Source organism: Shewanella eurypsychrophilus (genome assembly GCF_007004545.3).
Classification (GTDB): domain Bacteria; phylum Pseudomonadota; class Gammaproteobacteria; order Enterobacterales; family Shewanellaceae; genus Shewanella; species Shewanella eurypsychrophilus.
The window spans coordinates 470,204-495,875 of record NZ_CP045503.2 but is presented as its reverse complement, the minus strand read 5'-3'; the positions used below and the strand labels follow the sequence as shown (position 1 = coordinate 495,875).

The 25,672-nt window shown below is 44.8% G+C and carries 20 protein-coding genes; 10 read left to right on the top strand and 10 right to left on the bottom strand.

The features are described from left to right. Nucleotides 1-6: 6 nt before the first annotated feature. Nucleotides 7-891 carry a radical SAM protein gene (locus FM038_RS02095; RefSeq protein WP_142871733.1) on the bottom strand — a complete coding sequence of 295 codons (885 nt, stop codon included), beginning with the start codon at nt 889-891 and terminating at the stop codon, nt 7-9. A 222-nt stretch (nt 892-1,113) separates the two neighbouring features. Here FM038_RS02095 and FM038_RS02090 point away from each other — a divergent pair, with 222 nt between their 5' ends. Further along, nucleotides 1,114-1,359 (top strand): hypothetical protein, encoded by a 246-nt coding sequence (locus tag FM038_RS02090; RefSeq protein WP_142871732.1) that lies wholly within the window; start codon nt 1,114-1,116, stop codon nt 1,357-1,359. Nucleotides 1,360-1,441: 82 nt separating this feature from the next. Here the strand turns inward: FM038_RS02090 and FM038_RS02085 are convergent, their stop codons facing one another. The 3 genes from FM038_RS02085 to FM038_RS02075 all read right to left on the bottom strand — a co-directional run bounded on the left by FM038_RS02085 (nt 1,442) and on the right by FM038_RS02075 (nt 4,613). Continuing rightward, nucleotides 1,442-1,894 carry a GNAT family N-acetyltransferase gene (locus FM038_RS02085; RefSeq protein ID WP_142872888.1) on the bottom strand — a complete coding sequence of 151 codons (453 nt, stop codon included), beginning with the start codon at nt 1,892-1,894 and terminating at the stop codon, nt 1,442-1,444. A gap of 68 nt (nt 1,895-1,962) precedes the next feature. Continuing rightward, nucleotides 1,963-3,552 (bottom strand): DHA2 family efflux MFS transporter permease subunit, encoded by a 1,590-nt coding sequence (locus FM038_RS02080; protein ID WP_142871731.1) that lies wholly within the window; start codon nt 3,550-3,552, stop codon nt 1,963-1,965. A 2-nt stretch (nt 3,553-3,554) separates the two neighbouring features. Continuing rightward, nucleotides 3,555-4,613 carry an HlyD family secretion protein gene (locus FM038_RS02075; protein ID WP_142871730.1) on the bottom strand — a complete coding sequence of 353 codons (1,059 nt, stop codon included), beginning with the start codon at nt 4,611-4,613 and terminating at the stop codon, nt 3,555-3,557. A gap of 97 nt (nt 4,614-4,710) precedes the next feature. Here FM038_RS02075 and FM038_RS02070 point away from each other — a divergent pair, with 97 nt between their 5' ends. The 3 genes from FM038_RS02070 to FM038_RS02060 all read left to right on the top strand — a co-directional run bounded on the left by FM038_RS02070 (nt 4,711) and on the right by FM038_RS02060 (nt 7,896). After that, nucleotides 4,711-5,655 carry a LysR family transcriptional regulator gene (locus tag FM038_RS02070; RefSeq protein ID WP_185965734.1) on the top strand — a complete coding sequence of 315 codons (945 nt, stop codon included), beginning with the start codon at nt 4,711-4,713 and terminating at the stop codon, nt 5,653-5,655. 199 nt (nt 5,656-5,854) lie between these two features. Further along, complete coding sequence (locus FM038_RS02065; RefSeq protein WP_142871728.1) at nt 5,855-6,583, top strand: YebC/PmpR family DNA-binding transcriptional regulator; 729 nt, start codon at nt 5,855-5,857, stop codon at nt 6,581-6,583. A gap of 254 nt (nt 6,584-6,837) precedes the next feature. Next, entirely contained in the window at nt 6,838-7,896 is a 1,059-nt protein-coding gene (locus tag FM038_RS02060; RefSeq protein WP_142871727.1) for a DUF4382 domain-containing protein, read from the top strand. Between the two features lie 88 nt (nt 7,897-7,984). Here FM038_RS02060 and FM038_RS02055 read toward each other — a convergent pair whose 3' ends face one another. The 4 genes from FM038_RS02055 to zntR all read right to left on the bottom strand — a co-directional run bounded on the left by FM038_RS02055 (nt 7,985) and on the right by zntR (nt 14,460). After that, the gene (locus FM038_RS02055) at nt 7,985-9,964 is read right to left on the bottom strand and encodes a S9 family peptidase (RefSeq protein ID WP_142871726.1); all 1,980 of its coding nucleotides are present in this window, start codon (nt 9,962-9,964) and stop codon (nt 7,985-7,987) included. Nucleotides 9,965-10,333: 369 nt separating this feature from the next. Then, nucleotides 10,334-12,172, bottom strand: coding sequence for a multiheme c-type cytochrome (locus tag FM038_RS02050; protein ID WP_142871725.1), 1,839 nt, complete (start codon nt 12,170-12,172; stop codon nt 10,334-10,336). A 432-nt stretch (nt 12,173-12,604) separates the two neighbouring features. Beyond that, a complete protein-coding gene (locus FM038_RS02045) occupies nt 12,605-13,978 on the bottom strand; it encodes an SO_0444 family Cu/Zn efflux transporter (protein WP_142871724.1) in 1,374 nt (457 codons plus the stop codon). A 2-nt stretch (nt 13,979-13,980) separates the two neighbouring features. Further along, complete coding sequence (gene zntR / locus FM038_RS02040) at nt 13,981-14,460, bottom strand: Zn(2+)-responsive transcriptional regulator (protein ID WP_142871723.1); 480 nt, start codon at nt 14,458-14,460, stop codon at nt 13,981-13,983. Between the two features lie 308 nt (nt 14,461-14,768). On the opposite strand from zntR, the gene purH reads away from it, so the two are divergent. Next, the gene (purH, locus tag FM038_RS02035; RefSeq protein ID WP_142871722.1) at nt 14,769-16,370 is read left to right on the top strand and encodes a bifunctional phosphoribosylaminoimidazolecarboxamide formyltransferase/IMP cyclohydrolase; all 1,602 of its coding nucleotides are present in this window, start codon (nt 14,769-14,771) and stop codon (nt 16,368-16,370) included. Nucleotides 16,371-16,622: 252 nt separating this feature from the next. Continuing rightward, nucleotides 16,623-17,915, top strand: coding sequence for a phosphoribosylamine--glycine ligase (purD, locus tag FM038_RS02030; protein WP_142871721.1), 1,293 nt, complete (start codon nt 16,623-16,625; stop codon nt 17,913-17,915). 73 nt (nt 17,916-17,988) lie between these two features. Here purD and FM038_RS02025 read toward each other — a convergent pair whose 3' ends face one another. Further along, on the bottom strand, nt 17,989-18,792 hold the full coding sequence (locus tag FM038_RS02025) for an SDR family oxidoreductase (protein ID WP_142871720.1): 804 nt from the start codon (nt 18,790-18,792) through the stop codon (nt 17,989-17,991). Between the two features lie 117 nt (nt 18,793-18,909). Then, nucleotides 18,910-21,486: a putative bifunctional diguanylate cyclase/phosphodiesterase gene (locus FM038_RS02020; protein WP_142871719.1), complete on the bottom strand. Its 2,577-nt coding sequence runs from the start codon at nt 21,484-21,486 to the stop codon at nt 18,910-18,912. 352 nt (nt 21,487-21,838) lie between these two features. Here FM038_RS02020 and FM038_RS02015 point away from each other — a divergent pair, with 352 nt between their 5' ends. From FM038_RS02015 to FM038_RS02000, 4 genes are all read left to right on the top strand, one after another. Beyond that, complete coding sequence (locus FM038_RS02015; RefSeq protein WP_142871718.1) at nt 21,839-22,540, top strand: spondin domain-containing protein; 702 nt, start codon at nt 21,839-21,841, stop codon at nt 22,538-22,540. Nucleotides 22,541-22,548: 8 nt separating this feature from the next. Continuing rightward, complete coding sequence (locus tag FM038_RS02010; protein ID WP_142871717.1) at nt 22,549-23,283, top strand: spondin domain-containing protein; 735 nt, start codon at nt 22,549-22,551, stop codon at nt 23,281-23,283. 80 nt (nt 23,284-23,363) lie between these two features. Further along, a complete protein-coding gene (locus FM038_RS02005; RefSeq protein ID WP_142871716.1) occupies nt 23,364-24,116 on the top strand; it encodes a response regulator transcription factor in 753 nt (250 codons plus the stop codon). Nucleotides 24,117-24,154: 38 nt separating this feature from the next. Then, nucleotides 24,155-25,627 carry a sensor histidine kinase gene (locus tag FM038_RS02000; RefSeq protein ID WP_142871715.1) on the top strand — a complete coding sequence of 491 codons (1,473 nt, stop codon included), beginning with the start codon at nt 24,155-24,157 and terminating at the stop codon, nt 25,625-25,627. Nucleotides 25,628-25,672: the final 45 nt, after the last annotated feature.

Genomic DNA, 25,672 nt, shown 5'->3' with positions numbered 1-25,672 from the left:
TTGGTATTATAAACCTCGCTGCCACTCCTGCCTGAGTATGGTCTGCTGCGGTTGTGTGATGGCTTGATCAACCTGAGCGAGTAGCTGGGCTTTATCTCTACCGAGTATTCCTTTGAGTACCAGGTAGTTAGATGCGTGATCGGATCTAAATATTGTTTTATCGAGATTGAGTTCCTGTAATAGCGTCTGCATCTCTTTAAATAAGCCCATTTGATCGGGTAGCTGAAATGCACCGTCAAATCTCGCATCCATGCTTTGTGTCCCTAACGGTAACGTCACCACCAATGTAGACAAGTACTCGGGCTGAGCCGCATTCATTAACTTAGCAGAGTTAACCGCATGCTGATGGGATAATTCAGTGCCTCCTAAGCCATTAAGTATCATCACAGAAGACTTGATGCCAGCGGCTTTTATCTTTAACAAGGCATTCAATGAAGACTCATAAGTCTCACCCTTCTCGATGCGATCAAGTACCTCATTATCACCACTTTCACAGCCAATATAGAGCAAGGTTAAGCCCAACTCTTTAAGCCTTAAGAGCTGTTCAGGGGTCTTATTGTTTAAATTTCTCGGCAAACAATAACTGCTTATCCGGGTAACTTGGGGGAGATGCTCTTTAATCAATAGACAGATGGCTTCCAGTCTGGAGAAAGGCAAACTCATGGCATCACCGTCAGCCAGAAAAACCCGACTGACAGACGCACCTAGCTGTGACACCTTTAGAATATCCTCAACGATCTGATCTAATTTCTGAGCACGAAAACGTTTCTGTGGTGCTGTATACATGTCACAAAAGCTACACTGATTCCAACTGCAGCCGTTAGTCACCTGCAAAATAAGTGATTTCCACTCAGAGGGTGGTCGAAACACAGGTTCTATATAATTCAGCAAGTTAACCTCTCCTAATAAACCTACACCTAATAAACTGTGAGGCAGCTCGCAATAATGACTTTTATCTACCCATAAATAAGTATACGATGATGCAGTTCAATTTTTGTTCAGATATACAGTGATATTATAATAACCATCTAATCTTCAATTTGAGATCAGATGAAGGCACATTAGTGTGCAAACAGTCAGGCAGCATCGGCCTGCATACGTAAAGATAAAAATATGCAAATAGCACAACAACTGCAAGATAGGCGAACTAGCCCCATACAGCAAAGCGAGCATTGGCAATTAATGAACGCTGAGCAAAAAATGGCACTATACAGCCTGCACCGATTTGGTTATCGGCTGTTGTTTGTCCGCCATTTGCCCTCTGGACCTTTGGCCATTATCGCTCAACAGGACCAACTAGCATCGATCTGTAGTAATGGTAATGTGGATTATCATCCATCGGTTCAGCTAAGGGATTAAACCTCATTTTTTGAGGCGTTACCCAAAAAGGAACACATGATTTATGCATAAATCATGTGTTCCTTTTATTCACTCATTTTCACTAACGCTTGAACAGCATATCCAGATGCGGGATCCCATCTTCTAGGTACACCTCAGAGACAGGTTCAAATCCCAGCTTCTGATAGAAACTTTTCAAATATTCCTGTCCACCTAACTGAATATTCTCATCGGGCCAATTTTTCTTGGCTAACTTTATCGATTCAATCATCAGTTGGTGAGCAACTCCAGCACCTCTAGCCTGCTTAGCCACAACGACACGGCCAATGCTTACTTCTGGATAGCTTATCCCTGGGGCTAAAATACGTGAATAAGCCACGATTTCACCAAGCGGATTTCTCCCCAGTAAGTGGCGTGTTTCTGGGTGACGATCTTTACCATCCAACTCAGGATAAGGGCAGTTTTGCTCTACCACAAATATATCCACCCTGAGCTTCATTAGCTCATATAGCTCATCGACTGAGAGTGCATCAAACGCCAAATCACTCCATTGCATTTCCATTCTCCGACCCAGTAAAAGATCAGTTTATCACAGAGGCTAATAATCTAAGCAGGCAAATATAACTAAGTTTTTTTAGTTGGTTTTCTGATTGAAAGCACCGCAACGACCGCAACAAGTAACAAGACTGACAATATGAAAAACACATCATTGTAGGCTTGAATATAAGCTTGCTGTGTCATGGTCTGACTCAGCATGGCGTTGGCTTGCGCCGAGGCAGTGACAGGATCTGAGCCAGCCTGAATAAACACATTTGCAGTTTGAGTCAGGTAGTCATTAGCCAGAGGACTAACGGCGGGTAATGTCTCTTTGATATTGGCCAAATGCTCTCTGGACAAGTTATCTGTCATGGTTGCCACTAAGGCAATACCACAGGCGCCACCCAAATTACGCATAACATTAAGCACTGTCGATGCAGAGGCATTCTCATGGGGTTTGATATGCATGGTCGCTATAATGCCTATGGGCACTAAGATAAATGGCTGACCTAGTGCACGTACTATTTGCGAGGCAATCATCTGATCGCCGGCAAAGTCTGCAGTCATGTGGCTATTCATATAGTAGCTTAAAGAGAACATGGCGAAACCAAATGCCGCTAGATAACGGCCATCAAAACGCTCCATAAGCTTAGGAATAAAAGGCAGTACCAACAACTGGGGAAAGCCCATCCACATAATCACTTCGCCAATCTCCAGCGGACTATAATCATGGATCTGTGACAAGTAGAGAGGGATCATATAAATCGCCCCAAACAGCGCTACACCGAGTAAGAAGTATGCCAGTGTCGAAATGGCAAAGTCTCTCTGCCCCAGCAACCTAAGGTTAACTAGAGGTTCTTTCTTTTTCAGCTGAATATAGATAAACAGTGAGATATTGATGACTGCGACGATACTTAGATTACGGATCAGATCTGAGCCAAACCAATCTTTACGGTTACCCTCTTCGAGCACGACTTCCAGGCAGCCCATGCCCAGCGCCATGGTAATAATCCCCGAAAGATCCACATTCTTAAGCTTGTCCCATATGACAGGTTTCTTCTCTAAGCCATAGGCAAGCATGGCCATCACCAACAACCCTGGAGGCACGTTAATATAGAACAGATAGTGCCAGCTAAACTGCTCTGTTAACCAACCACCCAATGTTGGCCCAATTGATGGTGCAAAAGTCGCTGTAACCCCAAATAAGGCCATTCCAACTGAGCGTTTATTATCAGGAAGAAACTCTAAAATCAGCCTGAACGCCAGAGGGATCAAGGCGCCACCAAAGAAGCCCTGCAAGGCCCTAAAGGCGATCATTGACTCCAGGTTCCAGGCCATGGAACACAAGAGTGATGCACCGATAAACAAGGAGGTCGTCCACAACAGGTAACGGCGCACCGATAACCCCTGGCTGAGCCAGCCAGAGAGCGGAATGGCTATCATCTCGGCAACCAGATAGGCCGTTGCGATCCAAGACCCCTCCTCCAATGTGGCACCTAGGCTTCCCTGGATCTCTTTCATAGAAGCATTGGTTATCTGAATATCCAGAATCGCCATGAAGGCACCGATAAGACCACCAAACACGGCAATCCAGGCTCTGCGGCTGCCCCGTTCATAGCCCTTGGGTTGAGCCTCTACCTGTGATGCTTTGTCTGCTGTTGATATTGCAGTCGCCATAATTAGTGACCTAGATTGGCAGCAATGGCTTGATCGAGTGGCTCGCTATGGGTATCGACCTTAACAACAGCACTCAAACCAGGAACGACTCGCGCCTGAGCCTCACTCAAGTCCAAACGGATCCTCACCGGAATTCTCTGTACTATTTTGGTGAAGTTTCCGGTGGCATTTTCCGCTGGCAGCAAGCTAAATTTGGCGCCGGAAGCAGGTGACAAGCTGTCGATTACACCTGTGAAGGTTTGGTCGGGAAACGCATCTAGACTCACCTGTACCTGCTGACCAGGCTGCATATTCTGGATCTGGGTCTCTTTAAAGTTTGCCGTGATCCACACAGCCCCATCCGGCACCAAACTGTATAGTGCCTGCCCAGGCTGCACGTACTGGCCCTTCATGGCCCCACGCTTTCCTATCACACCTGAAAATGGTGCACGCACTTGAGTATCTTCTAACTGAATCTTGGCCAGTTCAAGCCCGGCCTTAGCCTTAACCACATTGGCATCTATCTGTTGCAGCTGAGCATTGAATACCGCAAGCTCTCTTTGCTGAGCGATTAGCGCCGCCTTAGCCTCATCCAAATGAGCTACGGATGACTCGACGCCGGCTTGCCTCTCATCGACATCATCCTGGGAGCTATAGTTTTTCACCTTTAGCTTCTTCGATCGCGATAACTGCTGCTGTGCCCTAGAAAGGTCTGACTTTGCTGCAGCAACCCCGGCTTCAGCCTGATTGATTAAGGCATGTTGCAGACTCACCTTAGCGATTAATGTTTGTTGATCTGCGATGGCACTGTCTAACTCTGCGTTACCCTGAGCGACTTTAGCGACATATTGATTATCTTCGAGTTGAGCCAATAGCTGGCCAGCTTCCACATGTTGGTTATCGGTAATATCTGTCATCACCACATAACCCGGTACTTTGACACTTATATGGGAGATGTCTGACTCAACATAGGCATTGTCTGTCGATTCAAAGAAGCGCACTTGCGTCCACCAGTAGTAACCACCACCCAATAGGGCCGCAATTAATAATGATCCGATAATAAAAATTTTGCTCTTGGACATAACAGACTCCTTGATTAGACATTGATAGTCTACTACTGTCTCCTAATGTTTATTAGATAGTTAAAATTCAACCCACTGTTTCACAGGTGTAACAATCATGGATTTGAATCGCGTTCAGATGTTTGCTCAGGTCGTCGAGCAAGGCAGTTTTACCGCAGCGGCTAAGGCTTTAGGTCTAACCAAGGCCACGGTGAGCCGTAAGATAGCCGAGTTAGAGGCCGATGCTGGCGTACAACTGCTGTTTCGTACCACCAGAAAACTCAAGCTGACCGAGGCAGGCTCAGCTTATTACAGCAAGGTCCATAGGATCTTAACCGATCTCAGAAATGCCGAAGATCAGCTCAGCGCTAATCAGGAAGTCATCAAAGGTAATCTGACCTTAGTCTGCCCTATTGAATTAGGTCAGTTGTTTCTTGGGCGTATTTTTGCTCGTTTTCTGGCGCAATATCCTGATATCACCATAGAAGCAGAGCTCAGTAACCGTAAGGTCGATGTGGTTGAAGAGGGTATCGATATTCTTTTTCAAATAACCAATTCCACAGATACAAGGTTGCAGAGCTACGATCTGATCAACACGGCTAAGACTTTGATGGCAAGCCCCGCATACCTAGAAAAATTTGGTACACCTACAACGCCTAAAGATCTGCAACAACATAAGGGTATACGGCTCAAATCAGCCCATATCGATGCTAGCTGGACCCTATTTGATGGCCAGAATTGGGTCACTTATGAGCCAGAAGCAAGACTGACGGTTAATAATGTCACTTTGGCAAGAGAAGCCGCCATAGAGGGATTAGGGATAGCCACTGTGCCGGATCTCATTGCCAGACAAGCCTTAGAGGACAAACAACTTATTCCATTGCTAGAAGATTTCCCTATGTCACAAACTAAGGTCACCATCTGTTTTCCACAGCGAGCCTATCTGCCTCGTAAATATAAAGTATTTATCGAGTTCATTTATCAGAGCCTAAGTGAAAACACCGACTATATACTTCTCGATATACCTGACTTTGTTACCTTACCAAGCAATAATCAGTCATAGATATACTGTGATGAGTGTAGCCATTAACGGTTTTTGCTCATTAGTTAGCTAAAGCAATGCATTCACGCTTCAAACATCTACACCGTTTTCATTTGGTAAACTGAGAGCTATTTCCACATTTCAAAGCTTACCCCTGCAAAGTGCCGTTAAAGCTGCTAACATTGCAAACAATTTTTTACGCATAATGAGATAGGGCAAGATGGGAAGAGCATACCAAAACCGCAAAGAGTCTATGGCTAAAACTGCTGGTCAAAAAACCAGAGTTTACTCAAGATATGGCAAAGAGATATATGTTTGCGCAAAAAATGGTGGCTTCGACCCCGACGGTAACCTACCACTTCGTCAACTGATCGCTAAAGCCAAGAAAGATCAAGTTCCTGCACACGTTATCGAACGTGCTATCGACAAGGCTAAAGGCGGCGGTGGTGAAGACTATGAAACAGCACGCTACGAAGGCTTCAGCCCTGGCGGCGCTATGGTTATCGTCGACTGCTTAACCGATAACGGTAAGCGTACCTTTACCGAGGTTCGCCAATCTTTCGTGAAGAACGATGCTAAGCTCGGCGGCCCAGGTACTGTTAGTCACATGTTCGATCACCAAGCTGTTTTTGCCTTTAAAGGTGAAGATGAAGAAGCCGTGCTTGAAGCGCTTATGATGGCCGATGTCGATGTGACTGATGTCGAACTTGAAGACGGTATTGTCAGTGTATTTGCCCCTCACACTGAATTCTTTAAGGTCAAGACATCCCTGACTGAAGAGACTCCGGATATCAATTTCGAAGTAGAAGAGATCACCTTCGTTCCGCAGACAATGACAGAAATTACCGATCCAGAAGTGGTCGAACAGTTTGAAAAGTTCCTTGCTGCGCTTGAAGATTGTGATGATGTACAAAACGTCTACCACAATGCTGAGTTGCCAGAAGACTAAAATACCCAGTTTCAAGGTGCTATTTATCTATAGCACCTTGTTATTTTTTTAATTGATTAACTTATCCCTTACCTCAGATTAAACCTGCTACATACTCCGCTATGCTGTCTCACTCTTCATAGACTTTTAATCCTCAGTCTCTATCCTAATGCCCGTTGAAGAACTATATTTAACGAAATATCCTATGAAGAAAGCGCTATAACACGATCCCCATAAGCTTTCCTGCAATTCATAAATAGATGATTAGGTGAAACATGAAACATACTAAGACACTGCTAGCGATAGCACTAACAAGTTTACTCGCAGCATGCGGTGGCAGCGATAGCGACAATAGCTCCCCAGAAACTCCCGATCCCACTACAGGCACATTTAGCCTGGGCGTATCAGATAATCCAGCCGATGCTGAAGTGGTCAATATTGCTTTCAAGCAGGTCGTCTTAAAAAATAGTGAAGGCTCAATCTCATTCGATGTCTCTGACGGCGGTGAGCTTAAACACGTAGATCTGTTAACTGTACAGGGGGCCGAAGTGGCTACACTTGTGAGCGGTGAGTCTGTGCCAATAGGCGAATACCAGATGTGTATCTACATGCAAAAAAGTGAAACAGGCTCCACTGACAGCTCTTATGTAGAAACGGCCAACGGGATTGAAGGGCTAACAACCAATAGCAATGGTTCCTGCGGTGGCGTCGGCGCCGAAGATGAAGACACTGGCCGATTATTTTTAAATAAGACCTTCTCGATTGAGGAGGGAAGCAACACCTTTGTAGCCGAATTTAACTTAGCTAAAGGACTACAAGCCCCCCATGGTAATAAAGATTACTGGACCCTAAAACCAACATCGGTTCAACTCGTTAACGCGAATGAAATTGGCGGAATTTCAGGACAAATTAGTCCAGATACGTTCGCAGACTGCCAATCAGCAGCCGTAGATTTAGGCCTACCAGATATCTACAGCCAAGCTGTTTATCTCTACCCAATCGATACTACATTAGCTGATATGGCTGATTTCAGAGCAGAAAATGAGCCTTACCTATTAACGGAAGTAGCGCCTATCGCATCGACTCGGGTTAACCCGATTCTGGATGCTGATGAGAATGAAATTGGTCAGGGATACGAGTTCGGCTTTCTCGATGCTGGCACATATGGCTTAGGCTACACCTGCGTGGCTCAAAATGATGATCCAGATGCAGCCAACACTCCAGACGATGAAATAGAGCCATTCTTTATTCATGTCGATGAACAAGCTGTTGTTGTGGAGCTTGGCTCAAGCACTGAGCGTCACTTTCCTGAGGCTTTTGTTCCGGCAAGTTAATACCAATTGCGATAACCCACTGTTATAAAACAAAAGGCACTCAATTGAGTGCCTTTAACGTTCTAAATCAAATCAGCATGTTTCGCCGCTACTTAGTTGCAACCCGCTCACCAGGAAGCTGACTGGCATCACCTTTCAAGTAAGTATCGAGAAACTTCACATAGGCTTCAGAGGCGGTAATTCTGTTTTGCTTCTTACGGAACCCATGGCCCTCGTCGTCAAATACCACATATTCAACCGGTACGCCGTTTTGCTTCACCTTGTCCACCAGCTCATCACTTTCAACCTTAAGTACTCTAGGATCATTTGCCCCTTGGATCACCATCAAAGGCTTAGTGATATTCTGCGCATGAAATAACGGTGAGATAGCCCGATGACGCTCACCATCGGTGGCAGGATCGCCCATCTCATCAAAAAGTGCCTTTTTATAGGACTCCCACCAAGGTGGAATAGACTCTAACGTCCGCACCCAGTTAGTGACACCGAAAATATCGATACCGACCTTAAACTCGTCAGGCTCAAAGGCCAAAGCCGCTGCCGTCATATAACCACCATAGCTGCCACCCATGATCCCAATCTTATCCTTATCGATCCAATCTAATGTCTGCAGGTAATTCTTACCGTAAACGATATCCTGCAGGTCATTCTCACCGTGGTTCTTATCATCTAGATGGAAGAAGGTCTTACCATAACCCGAACTACCACGGTTATTGACAGCAAATACCGCATAACCATGATTGATAAGATGCTGACGCATAGCACTATAGCCAGTGCGGCTCTGGCCACCTGGGCCACCATGGACAAATACAATGGCTGGCTTCTTGTTATCTGCACTGGCATCGATAGGTTTAAACAATAATCCAGGGATCGCTAAGTCATCGAAACTCTTGAAACGCACCACTTCACTGGCAACCAGGTCATTTGAATTAATCTTAGGGTTCAGGGCTTGAGTCAGTTGTTTAGCGGAATCTGTCCCTAGCTGCCATACAAACAGGTTCGATGGCGAAGTATCTGAGTTAATGTAGAAAGCGACTCTGGCTTCATCTTTAGAGAAGTTAACACTGCGAAGATCGCCATCGGGTAACGTAGGCAGTTTAAGGGCCTTGCCTGTCTTGGTATCTAAGATGCTGATACGAGTGCTGGCATCGGCATTCACACCGGATACGCGATAACGGCCAGACTCTGAGAAGTAAACAAAACTGACATTCCAGTCATCTTTCACCGCTAATGTATGCTCGCCAGTGGCGATATCGTATTGCCATACTTGAGAGAACTCGCCCTTAGCATCGGTACTGTAATACAAGGCACTGCCATCCGCCGAGAAGGTCATAGGATTATAGTTGGCAGGATCAGTATGTTGACTAATAAGGCTGGGGTTAGCGATACGCTTCCTGAAATCTAACAGATAGGTATCACTGTCTCTATTAGTATGGGTCTTAGAGAGAGAAACAAAATGGCCATCACTGGAGACCTCTGAGATATCGAAGCCTAGCTCATTGGTAAACACTAACTCACGTTCATAAGTTTTAGCATCATAACGATAGAGATCCATAAACTTAGGATCGCGCTCGTTAGTTGTCGCAAAGAAGTATTGACCATCATTGGTAAAGTTCACAAAACCGGCACGAGTCTCATCACCCGGCGTGATATCGACAACCTGGCCATCGAGTTCTCGCACAAATAGATGATAAAGCTCATTGCCGCCATTATCTTGGGTCAGCAATACTCTGTCATCGTTAGGAAACCAAGATACGGGATAGGTAGTATCTGTAAATGTTGTCAAAGGAGATTGCGACCCCGTTGTGGCATCGACCTTATACAGATTAAAGATCCCAGATTGATCCGAACCGATTAATATCGACTTACCATCGGCAGAGAAAGACGAGCCGAAATAGGTGGTCGTCTCGAAGAAAGTCTTGGCATCATACTGTTGAACAGGCTCCTGCTGAGTCTGCGGTGCAGCTACTGAGTCCGTATTAGTAATCTTGGTTGCGGTATTCATTGAGCACGCTGATAGACCTAAGCTAACAGCCAGCGCCAAAACGCTAAGGTGAAGAGACTTTTTCATTGTGTTCCTCTTGTATTGTCATCGAAAAAGATCGTTAAAATCCATGTACTTCACGCTGCCAACATTGAGTCAGACACACACTATCGCCTGGGTCAGCATTTTGCGGGTAACTAGCAAGCTAGCGCATAATTGGCTAAAAAACGAGTCATTTACATTAGGCGAGCAATATATTCAAGCGAAGAAACAGACGGATCTGTAAAGTGCAGACAACAAAAAAGGCCCCTAAGGGCCTTTTGGCTAATCAGTGAGTTTTATCTTGAGAGTGGGGATGGAAGTGACAGCCTGCAGGGTAGCCATTTCCCATCCCCGTTTACTGCTAAAGCTAAGCGGTAACCCAACCTCTGCTAAATGATAATCAGCAGCTCTTACTTATAACGCACGGTCAAAAACGTGGAACTTATCGATACCGTATGACTTACCTTCGGCATGACAAGTTGCACAAGACTCAGCAGTTGGCAGTGTGTACCAGTCTTCTAATTTCTCAGCATTGATTTCACCACCTTGCTGAAGCATGTGGTTCTTAGCAGAATCATCATTGTGACAAGCAAAACAGTTAGCCGTTATTGGGCTAGTCATCACACCAGAATCACCCGAGTTATAGGCTTTAGACAGAATATACTGATTTGGAATCGCGTTTAGGTCTATGCCTTCAGCATGACAAGCCACACAATTTTCAGCATTTAACTTAGCGGCTGAGTTTGCTTCACCATCTGGATCGGTTGCAGTATTACCTACACCCCAGTGCATGCTATGAACCATAGGTCCAAAGCCTGGTGCAGAGTTCTTAGCACTACGATCTTGGCCATTGTTATGACATGCAATACAACCTAAACCACCATCATTGTAACTACCGTTCTTGTGATAGTTAGAACCATTGGTATGACAAGTTGTGCAACTATCAGCCGTTACAGATACACGACGATCATATTCCGTTCCACCTAGGCCATCTGAGTAACCATGTAGCGTCACCCCGTCATAACCCGCATCGGCACCAAAGTTAAAGGTAACGCGTGAACTTGCAATTGTTTCAGGGAACACTTCATCCAATGTAGCAAAACAGACACTTGCAGTGCCGTTGGCATCATAAGATATTGTGCTGGTACGTGCTGCACGGCCAACGACAGACTCGTTATGATAACCATGGAGGTAAGCACCAACATATGAAACTGAGCCATCTGCTGTTAATGTTTCTAGATTGAGCAGCTCTTCACCCTTCAATAAAGAAATATCAGTACAGAACTCGCCGGTGGCATTGTTATAAACCGCTGTCATTGAGACGCTATGTTCTTCATGAACCGCTTTCTTTTCCATTACTTCTTTATGGAAAAGACGCATATCAGTACCTTCATTAAAGGCGTTGAACGTCGCAGCTAATGCCGTAGTTTCCACATTGGCAGTATCATGACAATCAATACAAGTCTGCTGTGAATACACTTTTTCAATCGGCTCTGCATGACAGGAATAACAGTTTGATGGTGCAAAATCTTTTTCAAATTCCTGATGATTGATATGTCCAATCTTCTGCATGGTGTTACGGGCATAACCGCCATCATCACGAGCAATATTTCCGTGACATGCCATACAACCAGCGACTAAGTCAGTCGAACCTTCTGGATTTATTGCCGTATAGCTCGAATGCTTTATAGAAGAAGCTAAGAAGTCCACGTGACAGCTTTGGCATGTCGCCGTGGATGTGGTATGTATGCTTTCACTCTTCGCTACAACGATATAGCGAGACTTAGCAATGCTCTCTCCGCCGCCGACAGCTAGACGGATCAAACCCTCAGTACCAGCACTGACTGAAGCCATTGGTGCGACAAACTCATACCGACCAGGCTCTACTTCAGTTAACGTTGCGCCTTCTGTTGCTTCGTTCGCACTACCGCCTAAAATGGTTCCTTCGAAATCATCTCGACTACGACCAATGCCTTTCTCTGTAAGCTCTGCAACTTCTGCACTGGCTTTTACGAGACCCGATATTAATTGGCCTTCTTCATCGGTTATTTCAAACTCAAATTTCACCAAGCCTTCTTCTAACGTGTGAGCAATCATCTCAACGTTAGTCACGGTTGATGCTTCAACTGTTGGCGGTGGAGTTGGTTTGCCATCTTCACCGTCCGAACCATCTTTACCATCACTACCACATGCAGATAGACCCATAGCCCCTGCAACTATCAACGCTAGATAGCGCTTATTAAAGTCTTTCATCGCCACTCCTAATTCATCATTTTTTTATATGCAGATCTTTTACTCCCCAAGTCATACGATATAAAAAAAGCCTTACTACTTTTGAGGTATTAGACGATAACTAGACCTAAGTCATGACAATCAAGGCTAAAAATCAAACAGGTAACAATGCAGGCAATGAAATGAATTCACAAAGTAACCTGATAAAAACAAACTGATGAATTTCAAGAAAACTAACGGCGTTTTAAGAACAAACGTTACTATTAACGTACACTGAGGCGAAGATTAAAATAAAATTAAAACCCTTACTAAACATATAGATAAACACATGTTTACTGTAAACACAGTATTAATGATTTACTCAATAAAAAACCAGCAACTAGGCTGGTTTAATGATTGAATATAATGACTGAGTCAAGCTAAAGTCTAAGCCTGCTACCGATTGGTATTACTCTATGAGCAACAATCTCTGCGCCACCAATTCTTAGGCAGTTTATCCAGCATGACTTTCGCCATAAGAATGGCTAGCAAGATCCCTGAGCTATAGACGATAGCGTCAGGCAGCAGATTATGATTTTCGCCAACTTGAGGCATAACCACGAAACCAAAAGTTGCTACTAGATAGTTCACTATGATGCCAGAAACTAGAGCGACTCCGAGCACGCCACCTAAATAACCCAATAAAGCACGCTTACCCAACTCTTTAGTCACCACACCGAGTGTGGCTATGTTAGTCGCCGGACCCGCCAACATGAAAACCAGCACTGCTCCGGGTGATACCCCAGCCAACAATAGACCGGCTGCTATAGGTGTCGATGCCGTCGCACAAATATACATAGGCACAGAGATAACCACCATCACTAACATGGCTAGAATACCATCGCCCCACTTCGCCATAAAATCTGCTGGTACATAAGTCTGCACCAATGCCGCGAAGAACAAGCCAATCAACAACCAGATGGTGATATCGCGCACTAGATCAGTCGCAGCAAAATGCAAGCCCTTGCCGATGCGGCTAATAACTGAAGTACCTTTGAGTTCAGTGGCAATGTCCTTGGTCGACTCGCAGCAACTTTCATCACCATCTTTAACTGTATCGCTCTTTGTTGAGCTACAGCATGCACTATTCGTTTCTTTGTTTGTTTCAGCCTTAAGCTCAACTTTAGCCTTGCTGCTACAACAAGCACTGGCTTTAACTTCACCTACAGGCGCAAGACTCGAAATAGGCGCTGCCATCAGGCTATCACCTGCTGTCATTGGTGTCATTGTGACAACAGGCTTCGCTTTCATCTCTTGCTTAACAGCAGAGTTAGAAGAGCAACATGAGCTCTGCTTTTTAACCTCAACCTTGTCACTTTTACTGCTGCAACAAGATGTAGCTGCTTCGTCAGCTATCACTGTCGATTTATGTTCGGCTGAGACAGGCTCATCTTTCTCATCTCGCCCCACCAAGAGTCCAGCAACAATCGCACTAATGACAGCCGCTATGGGTCTTACTATGGCCATAAAAGGGCCGAGTAACACATAAGATACCGCCACTGAATCAATGCCAGTTTCCGGAGTCGAGACTAAAAAAGACGTCGTGGCAGCCTTAGAGGCGCCTGAGCGTCTCAAGCCTACCGCTGCCGGAATCACTCCACATGAACATAGCGGCAGGGGCGCGCCTAATACAGCAGCCTTCACCGTTGTCTTAAAGCCATGACCACCGAGTTGCTTCTGCATCCAAGCCATAGGAACAAACATCTTTAGCATTCCAGCTAAAAATAAGCCCAGCAACAACCATGGCGCCGAGTCTAAAAATAGGTCAATAAAATTTGCTAACAACATACCTAACCCTTACTTTGACATTTTTTTGTGTACTGAGAATCATCATGGTGATGGCCATGATTTTCACATTTAATTTTATCAGTATTAGTCTCTAACGCTTCCAGTATTGAGCAATGCTCAGCACTTTCTGGACCACCGCAGCACGCCTGAGATAAACGCTCTAACGAAACTTGAAAGTGTTTAAGCTCTGCAATTTTGTCATTCACATGCTTAAGTTTACTGTCGACTAAACCTTTGACATCGGCGCAAGCCCAGTTCGACTTATCTAACTCAATCGAGAGTAATTCGATTATCTCGGCTAAGGTAAAACCTACTGCCTTAGCCCGCAGAATAAAACGCAGCCTTTCTGCATCCTTTTCTGTATAAATTCTATAGCCAGACTCAGTACGAGACGACGGTGCTAGCAGGCCATGTTTTTCATAAAATCGTAATGTGTCCGCTTTCACTTCGCACTGTTTAGCCAACTCTCCAATTCGATACATATTTCGGCTCCGTAGCCCGTTTTCAGCTAATTGATAGGCAGTATAAACCTTGGAGTTAAATCTAAGGTCAAGGGTTATTATGCGACTTATTTATGACCTGTGCTTGTTCTGCTGTGCGTATTGTGAAATCGCGCAGAAAAAAACACCCTAGATAGAGGTTTTACGGTAAAATGTGCGCGCTATGAATAGGGGCTCACTAAAGCAGCTAGAATTGAGGGACTTTTGGAAAGCAGATATAAATAACATCTTGATGTTTTTTCTGTTTTCCGAAAGATCCTTAAAAATAACTACTGGACACTGTACCCAAAATGAATAATGCCAGACCCATTCGTCGCGCGCTGTTAAGCGTTTCAGATAAAACCGGAATCCTTGAGTTTGCAAAAGCATTACATGCTCAAGGCGTAGAACTGCTATCTACTGGTGGCACCGCCCGCCTGCTGGCAGACAACGGTGTGCCTGTCATTGAAGTTTCGGATCATACCGGACATCCAGAGATTATGGATGGTCGTGTCAAAACCTTGCACCCGAAAGTGCACGGTGGCATCTTGGCGCGCCGCGGTATCGATGAGCTTGTCATGGAACAAAACAATATCAAGCCAATCGACCTCGTTGCGGTTAATCTATATCCATTTGCAGAGACCGTTGCCAAAGAAGGTTGTACCTTGGCTGACGCCGTCGAGAATATCGATATCGGTGGCCCGACTATGGTTCGCTCTACAGCAAAGAACCATAAAGATACCACTATCATAGTTAACACTCATGATTACAATCGTGTGATCAAAGAGATGAATGACAATGATGGTAGCACTACCCTCGAAACTCGCTTCGACTTAGCGATTGCCGCCTTTGAGCATACCGCTGCTTATGATGGCATGATAGCTAACTACTTCGGCACTATGGTTCCAGCGCACTCTCAAGGTAAGAGTAAAGATGAGTGTCCTGCAGACTCTAAGTTCCCTAGAACTTTCAACACTCAGCTCATTAAGAAGCAAGACCTGCGTTATGGTGAAAACAGTCACCAAAAGGCGGCTTTCTATGTCGATATTAATATTGATGAAGCCTCTGTTGCTAGCGCTATACAGCTTCAAGGTAAGGCACTGTCTTACAACAACATCGCCGATACAGATTCTGCTCTTGAATGTGTGAAAGAGTTCAGCGAGCCGGCTTGTGTCATCGTTAAGCACGCTAATCCATGTGGCGTTGCTGTCGGTAGCGATCTACTCGATGCCTATAACCGCGCTTATCAAACAGATCCAACTTCGGCCTTTGGTGGCATCATCGCCTTCAACGGTGAATTAGATGAGAAGACCGCCAGCGCGATTGTTGAACGTCAGTTTGTCGAAGTGATCATCGCACCAAAAGTCAGCCAAGCTGCTCGTGACGCCATTGCCGCTAAAGCGAATGTTCGTCTACTTGAATGTGGTGAATGGGGCTCTAAGACTACGAGTATGGATTACAAACGTGTCAATGGTGGACTGCTTCTACAAGATCGCGACCAAGGCATGGTAGCAATCGATGAGGTGAAAGTTGTCAGTAAGCGTCAGCCAACCGAAGCCGAAATGAAAGATCTTATGTTCTGCTGGAAAGTGGCTAAGTTCGTTAAGTCTAATGCTATCGTTTATGCCAAGAACAGCATGACTATCGGTGTAGGCGCAGGCCAGATGAGTCGTGTATACAGTGCGAAAGTTGCTGGCATCAAGGCCGCTGATGAAGGCTTGGAAGTACAAGATTCAGTGATGGCATCTGATGCATTCTTCCCATTCCGTGACGGTATCGATGCAGCAGCTGCTGCTGGCATCAGCTGTATCATACAGCCGGGTGGTTCGATTCGCGATGAAGAGATCATTGCCGCAGCCGACGAACATGGCATGGCCATGGTATTCACCGGAATGCGTCACTTCCGTCATTAATTGATAAGAAGGCTCTAGTTCTAGGCCTGGTTACTAGCAGGTTCTAGGTTCTAGGTTCTAGGTTCTAGGTTCTAGGTTCTAGGTTCTAGGTTCTAGGTTCTAGGTTCTAGGTTCTAGCAAAAAGAATAATTTTTAATATTTAGAGTAAAGCCACTTTTTCTAGATCAAGGAGAGCTCGCGCAGTGTGTAAGCACACATGAGCAAGATCGACGCGGAGATAGGAAAAGTGGTTAAGCTATAAAGGATAAAAAGATGAATGTATTAGTAATTGGTGGTGGCGGTCGTGAACATGCATTGGCATGGAAAGCAGCCCAGTCAGCACAAGTCGACACTGTCTTTGTGGCTCCTGGTAATGCCGGCACCTCAATTGAACCAAAATTGGAAAATGTAGCCATAAATGTCGAAGATATTTCGGCTCTTGTCGCCTTTGCCCAAGATAAGAACATTGAGCTCACCATAGTTGGTCCTGAAGTGCCTTTGGCATTAGGTGTTGTCGATGCTTTCAATGAAGCAAAGCTAGCCATCTTTGGCCCAACTAAGGGGGCGGCTCAGCTAGAATCATCTAAGGCCTTCACCAAAGATTTCTTAGCGCGTCACAATATTCCTACGGCAGCTTACTCAAACTTCACCGAAATTACACCGGCTAAGGCCTATGTCATTGAGATGACAGCAAGCACTGGCTTCCCTATCGTAATCAAGGCCGATGGTTTAGCGGCGGGTAAAGGCGTGATTATCGCCGAAGATCAGGCTCAAGCCGATGCCGCTATCGAAGATATGCTAGAAGGTAATAAGTTTGGTGAAGCCGGTTCTCGCGTGGTTGTCGAAGAGTTCCTAAAAGGCGAAGAAGCTAGCTTTATCGTCATGGTTGATGGTAAGAATATTCTTGCCATGGCCACCAGCCAAGATCATAAGGCTCGTGATAACGGCGATAATGGTCCTAACACGGGTGGCATGGGCGCATACTCTCCTGCACCAGTAGTGACTCAGGCTGTACATGATTGGACCATTAACAATGTGATCCGTCCAACCGTCGATGGTATGGCCGCCGAAGGTAATGTTTATACAGGTTTTCTTTATGCCGGCTTGATGATCTCCCCTGACGGTAGCGCAAAAGTGCTTGAGTACAACTGCCGCTTCGGCGATCCAGAGACTCAACCTATCATGATGCGTTTAAAATCAGACCTGGTTGAGCTTTGCCTAGCCTCTACTCGTGGTGAATTGGATAAGGTCACTGCCGAGTTTGACACTCGTGCAGCCGTTGGCGTTGTACTTGCTGCCGGTGGCTATCCAGAAGCTTATCGCAAGCATGATGTAATCGCTGGCTTAGATCTGGGTAACAATGATGCCAAAATTTTCCATGCTGGTACCTGTATGAAAGATGGCCATGTTGTCACCAATGGCGGCCGCGTATTATGTGCCACAGCATTAGGTAATACCGTCACCCAAGCGCAACAAGCAGCTTACGGACTCGTTGATAGCATCCACTGGGATGATGTTTACTTCCGTACCGATATTGCGTATCGCGCCATCTCGAGAGAGAGCTAGCACTCGAGCGATAGCCTCTTAAAAGTAAAAAAACCTCAATCTGAGGTTTTTTTTGTGGAATGATTATAAGAGCCTAATACCTAGACGCTATCGCTCTTCGAGCAATGTTATCTATGAAACATGGAGCAAACAGTTTCAATAATCGGCCCACTCTGCCTCTCATCGAAGTGATCAGTAACCTTCCTCGGCTTGAGATCACTGGCACCATCATCTTAGCGCACTCTTCAGCCGTGAGAACTTTAGCACCCTTTATAAGAGATAAGCCCACTGGTTGACCTTGACTATCAAGCGCACGCTTATGGATTTCAGAAGTAACAAAGTCAGGGCATATCGTTGTGACAGCGACATTATCTTCTGCCAGCTCGATTCTCAATGAATCAAAGAAACCGATGACGGCATGCTTAGAGGCTGAGTAACCTGAATGTGTAGGCACACCAGTAAGCCCTGCAACAGAGGAGACGATAACAATCTGGCCTTGGTTCTTCTTAAGTTCTGGTAGTGCAGCATGAGTGAGATAGGCTGGACCTAAATAGTTAACTTTCATGATTTGCTCTAAAATATCGAGATCTATCAAGTCATCAAATTTAGACCACATGGTCAAGCCGGCATTATTGATAAGGATATCGAGTCGGCCGAAATGTTCGATGCAGGTTTCGATTAACTCTTCACATTGATTTCTACTGGTGACATCTGCGGAGAAAACTAAAGGTTCATGACCCTGACTGGAGACTTCATGAGCCAATGAACGTAATCTGGATTCATTTCTAGCGCTAAGTGCTAATTTACAACCTAACGGCGCCATAGCAAGAGCCAGTGCACGTCCAATCCCTTCAGATGCACCAGTGATCACAACAACTTTATCAGTCAAGCCTTCCATATTCATTCCTTGAATAATGATGAGTATATTAACTATATAACATATATTTAATCACACACCTTTCAGATTAAACTTCATTATATCTTGATGGTCAAGATTAACCATTTCAGTCTAGGTTTACGCAGTTAAGCGCTGTGATATACGCTCAACAGGTACATAACTCGATAAGGGCTGCGGACGGCCAATCGCATAACCTTGGGCATAATTAATCCCAATGCCTTCCAACTTATCTATGATATCTTGATTTTCAACAAACTCAGCAACAGTCTGAATTCCCATGACCTCACAGACATCATGAATAGATTTTACGATGGCAAAGTCTTTTGCATTAGTCGCTAGGTTTTTAACGAAGCAGCCATCAATTTTCACATAATCCACTGGCAACTCCTTGAGATAACCATAAGAGGCAAATCCACTGCCGAAATCATCTAGCGCAAATGAGAAGCCAAGCTGTCTGAGGTGATTGATCATATCCATGGCGCGGTTTCTATTTTGAATTGCACTGGTTTCAGTGATCTCGAAGCAGATACACTCACTAGGGATGGCAAATCGTTCATATTGCTCAGCGATATAATCCACCATACCTTCAGCGCCTAGGCTATTGCCCGACAAATTGATCGAAATACAGTGATCTCCCCAAAGCTCCTCATGCATAGACAACCAAAGGAATGTTTTTCTAATCACCTCTTTATCCACATCAGTCATCAACTTAAACCGTTCAGCAGCCTCAATAAATTGTGCCGGTGCTAATATTCGTCCATTCGGCTCCTGGATGCGTAACAAAATCTCCATACGCTGCCTATGCTCTCCAGCTCCCATCCCTTTTATCGGTTGATAGTAGAGTAAGAGTTCATTATGTTCGAGCGCCTGACCAATTCTAACCGCCCACATGGGCGCATTGCGTTGGTGTTTCAGCTCTTTATCTTTGTCATCATAAAAATGAACTTGATTACTGCCTTTGCGCTTTGCAGCAATACACGCAATATCGGCATCTTTAACCAGCTCTTTGGCACAGATATAAGGCGCCCTGGCAATCGCTACACCCGCACTCACACCGACTTTATAATGGCATGCTTTATCTTTGAGTACCTGCATAGACACGCTGGTAATGACGCGTTTGACTAACTGTGCGACTTCAAGCGCGCTATGATCTCTTATGGCCAAGCCAAATTCATCACCACCTAACCTCGCCAACATCTCATCGGGGGATAGGCATGACTGCATCGCCTTAGCCACCATGGCAAGCATCCTATCGCCTGCAGCGTGACCGCACGAATCATTGATTAACTTGAATTGTTCGAGATCGAAATAACAGATAGCTATCGATTGTGCTTCATGGCTGAATTGTTCTAATCGTTCATCAAAAGCGCGGCGGTTGAGTAGACTAGTAATAGAATCAAAATTGGCCCTTTGCCTTAACTTACGCTTAAGAAGTTCTTCCTGAGTAATATCCCTAAGTACGATGACAGTACCCATCACCTCTTGCTGATGATTGAGCAAGTTACTGATGCTACGCTCCATAATACGGGTCGAATCAGATGTCAGCTTAAGCTTATTCAAAACCGGAGTTTCAGCCCTACTTTGCATAAACTTAAACAGTTCATCATTGAGGCTACTTCCTGTCTTTAGCAGTGATTCAAGGCTCACTCCAATCGCAGCCGAACTATTGACCCTAAGCAAACGCTCTGCTTGTGGATTTAGGTAGACAACTTTAGCTCCTGTATCCGTCAGAATAACGGCTTCGGCGATCGACTCTAATGTCGTTTTTGCACGCTCTTTTTGTTGAAAAACCCTTGCTAATAAGGTGTTGATACTATCAGCCATGACAACGAGTTCAGAACAACCACTGCCGATTAAAGGTGTGTATGATTTTGCCGTAGGGTCTATCTCAGCTAACTGTTTCATAAGGCGATGGAAGGGTCTTATCAAGCCAAGGTTAAGCCAGATATAACCAAGAATAAGCATCAAGATACCGATACAAACGATACCAATAGACACCAGATCATATTTTAGCTGCACATGACTAAATGCATCTTCAGAGAAGATGACCTCAAGATGTACGGGCTTATCTTTAATAAAGCTTGGCAAAGCTATTAGTGATATATCTTTCACACTATTGCCTTGCACTAACACCGGTCCATCATTGATTTCAATATCATCAACTAACCCTTGCAAACCATAAGTCGATAAGTAATCGGCTGTGAGCCGGCGAACCATTAAAATCGCTCTCCCCTGCTCGATTGGCAGCAAACTAACGATATAGCTTACTCCCTTATTGATATACACGCCGGATTGCACATCAACGGCATGTAACAAATCGTCAGGAATAGACTCAAGCTCGAACGACATGATGTCATCATAGAGAGGTGAAAATGGCTGTAAATCCCCTTCATTTAGATAGAAGAGACTAAGATGCTTAGAAATTTTACTGGTTCGCCATGCTTCATCAATAGCGACTCTTTTGAGTGGACTCAGCTCCGAAAGAGGCAAAGCATAAACATAGGCCAACAGCTCAAGCTGTTCAATATCTTTAACTAACTGAGCGCTAATCTTAACCAGCTCAGTCTGCTCAGTACTTTGCTTCAATGACTCAATTCGATGATCGAACCACATGTTTAAACAGTAAGAGACTGCTATCACCGCAGGTATACAGCAACCTACAACAAAGATGATCAGTTTTTTGCCAATATGCATGTTATCTCGCAGCGCTATATCTTAAAAATTAACAGCGGAACTCACTAGACTTGATAGCGCTTCCATAACTTTGGCATGCAAAGTAACCCATTTACAGCGCAGAGAAAACCCGTTCGGCTTTGCTCGTTGCTAAAGTAGGCAATAGAGTGCATTTATTCGCAATCACTTGTATTGACTTGGCGCATTAGCCCCAGTAATAAAATTGAATTATCGACAACAGATCACAAAATTGAGACGTGATACTTTCGTGATACTTTTTTACTTAACTTGTGATTTATCCGAGACAACCTAGTGACATTACCTTGTCAGAATCAATGTATATCCAATCGATTCGCTATCAAGGAGATACACAATGAATCTAAGTCACATAAGTCGCCTCTTCATTCTCGGCAGCATAATGAGCATTCCGGTTTCAGCTGCTGAATTAGAGATAAGCATCACTAACTTGACCCATGGCAATCATTTCACTCCCATCTTGATCACTGCACATGATAACGCCAGTCACCTTTTCCAGTCAGGAGAGATGGCAACACCAGCATTACAAAAAATGGCTGAAGGTGGAGACATCAGCGATTTAGCATCAGCAGCTATGGGCAACAACGAAATCACAGTGGAAAACCCAGCCATGGGACTTTTAGCCGCTGGCGCTAAAACCAGTGGGATAATGTTAGATACCCAAACAATGACCCACCTATCAATTGTCGCCATGGTGTTGCCTACCAATGATGCGTTTATAGGGTTAGATGCATGGGAAATTCCAACTCAACCGGGGACTTACACTATAAACCTTAATGCTTACGATGCTGGAACTGAAGCAAATGATGAAATAATCAATGGTGGTGGCATGCCTGGCACACCGGGGATCCCAGCAGCACCTGGCGGTGATGGTGGAGCGAATGGTACTGGCGTGTTGGATTCAAGCAATAATTTGAACGTCCATATTCACCCTGGAGTCTTAGGCGATACTGATGTCGCTGGCGGTATGAGCGATCTCGATAGCCGTATTCATAGATGGTTGAATCCAGTCGCCAGAGTCGTTGTAGAAGTTAAATAGGGGGCACTATGAGTAATATCAAACCAATGGCTCACAATAAAATATTTCTCTCAATTGCGCTGACATCTCTGCTGACTTTGAGTGCGTGTTCAGATAATGACACAGGCTCAATGCCTACACCTGAGCCTGAGCCAGCGCCTAATCCAACTCAGGATTATCGAGTAACAGTCACTAACTTAACAGCCAATCAGCCGATGTCACCCATGGCTTTAATCACACATCAAACACGCTTTACACCTTGGGTCACAGGCGAAGCTGCCAATTTGACCTTAGAAACACTCGCTGAATCTGGAGATAGTGCAGGGTTTGCTAACCTAGATGGCGTGGATGCTCTCGTGACAGGAGAAGCTGCACTCGCGCCAGGAATGAAGCAAAGCTTTGATTTAACCCTAACGGACAGTGAGAGCTCATCGTTTAGCCTGCTCACCATGCTGGTCAACACTAACGATGCCTTCGCTGGAGTCAACAGCTTTTCACTGGCTGGGCTTGAAGTTAACATGATTAAAAAGTTTAGCTCTATCGCCTACGATGCCGGCACAGAAGCAAACTCTGAAGCTAAGGGGACCATTCCAGGCCCAGCGGACGGAGGAGAGGGCTTTAATCCCATCCGAGATGATGTAGATAGAGTTTATGCCCATTCAGGCGTGATTAGCAGCGACGATGGCTTAAGCAGCTCGGTACTGTCGGCGTCTCATCGTTTCGATAACCCTGTGCTCGCCATCTCAATCGAACGATTGAGATAGTCATTGTTATCAATTTGTATGAAATAAAAGCTCACCAAAGCGGGTCTATTGATTTACGGATCTGCTTTAGGTGACTCAAGATGAACGCAGCACAAAAGATATTTGGTGGTAACTACAGCCAGCAAATTTTGATCGTGGAAGATGAACCTGATCTGGCCAATTTAATAATCCTTAATCTCAATACGCTTAATTACGGTGTCACTCACAGCACAACACTAAAGCATGCAAGAGAAGCCATAGAGCAACAGCAATTCGATCTCATCCTTATCGATCGAATGTTACCTGATGGTGACGGAATAATGCTTTGTCAGCAACTTAGGGAGTCAGGCCAAATGGTCCCCTGCATGATGTTAACCGCTAAGGATTCTGAAGCCGATATCGTGCTCGGATTGGAAGCCGGTGCAGATGACTATCTCACTAAGCCTTTTAGTGTCTTAGAACTAAGGGCACGTGTAAAAGCCCTGCTTAGGCGCAGCCATCAAATGGAAGCCCAACAAGAAGCGAAACAAGAATCACAGCTGGATTTTAACGGCATCACGATAAACTGTAATACCCGAGAAGTCATAGCATTCGATACAAGTTTAGATCTCACGGCTAGAGAGTTCGATTTGCTACTTTTTATGGCCCAGCATCCAAAACGGGTGTTTAGCCGAATGCAACTCTTGGAAGCCGTTTGGGGCTACTCATACACTGGCTATGAACATACTGTAAATAGCCATATCAACCGCCTCAGAGCTAAGTTATCTCACAGTTCTTCATCTACTGAACTGGTCAAAACGGTGTGGGGAGTCGGATATAAATTTTCACCACCGCCTCAGCCACTGAACTACTAAACCAGCCAGAGATAAGCGACACAATAAAGAGCTAAGTTATGAAAAGTTTATTTAGCCGATTGCTTATATCGGCAAGCCTGATTGCTTTCATTTTAATTCTGACAATTTGGCAATGGTTTCAATTTAGCCAAGATTTTAACCGTGATCAGGTGCAACAGTCCTTACATAAAGAGCTCGCTTTACATATGGCTCATATTAACCCTTTGCTTTCTCAAGGGATAACATCAGATGCCGCCTTAAAGGAGGCCTTCCATGACTTTATGTTACTGGGTCCAAGTTTTGAGATTTATACCTTAGATCCCCTGGGCCAGATCATCGCTTATGACGCTAACAAAGAAAAAATTAAACGTAGCCATATTGCGACTCCGCCTATAGAAGCGTTTATACATGGTGAACAGCTCCCTATTAAAGGCATAGATCCACGTTCAAGTCACAGCAATAAGATTTTCTCTGCGACTCATTTAAAAGACACATCAGGCAAGATAACTGGCTACCTATACGTCATCATAGGTGGCGAAGACTTTGATATGTGGCAGTCTCTTGTTAGCGAGCACCAGGCACCTCGAATATGGGGAGGCATGCTCTTAGGAGTCATGGTTTTTTCCTTGATTTTGTTTGCCTTGCTAGCCAGATATCTTACCTCTCCGCTGTCAAAGCTTGAGAAAGATCTACGTTTAGTAGAATCACAAAAACTCGATGAGGGCTTAAGCTTGTCCCATGATTACCGGGGCAGTCTAGAAGTACGTCAATTAAGTCATCACATTAAGCGCTTACTCAACAAAATCAGCGAACAACACCAAGCCATAAATCGTCAGCAACAGGCCAGACATGACTTCATGCTACATCTGTCTCATGATCTGAAGACGCCGCTAACCTCTTTACAAGGCTACATAGATACCTGGCTACTGTTACCTACGAATGAGCGCAGTAGCGATCTTATCGAAGTGGCAGCCAAATCTGGAAATTATATACAGCAACTTCTCAGTCAAATGCTTGAGCTTGCTGCACTGGAAAATGGCCAAATAGAACCTGATGTAAAAGAAACGGAATTAAGCTTACTGTTACAAGAATTAAAGCTCTACTTTACACCACGAGCAGATACCCAAAAAGTACAATTGGATTTTGATCTTAACCTTGAATTATCTGTGCTCACCGACCCGCAGTTACTGCTACGCATTTTGTCTAATCTAGTGGATAACGCAATCAGATATACACCATCAGGTGGTGTAGTAAGCATTAAAGTGATAAGCGCGCCAACAGAAGCTCAACAGCAGAGTGATCACATCTGGTTAAGTGTCTCTGATAACGGTTCTGGGATGCATAAGCATGAATTACAGGCGCTGCAACAGCTACGCAGTAAACCTAGCTTTAAACGTAATGATGCACTACCTCAGTTAGGTGTTGGGCTCGCTATCGTGAGGCAATTACTGACACTATTGCAATGCAATATCGACATCAACAGCACGCCAGGCGAAGGCAGCTGCTTTCAGATTGAATTAGAAAAGATATAAACAAAAAAGACCCACCATCTAGGCGAGTCTTTTGGCTTTATTGCG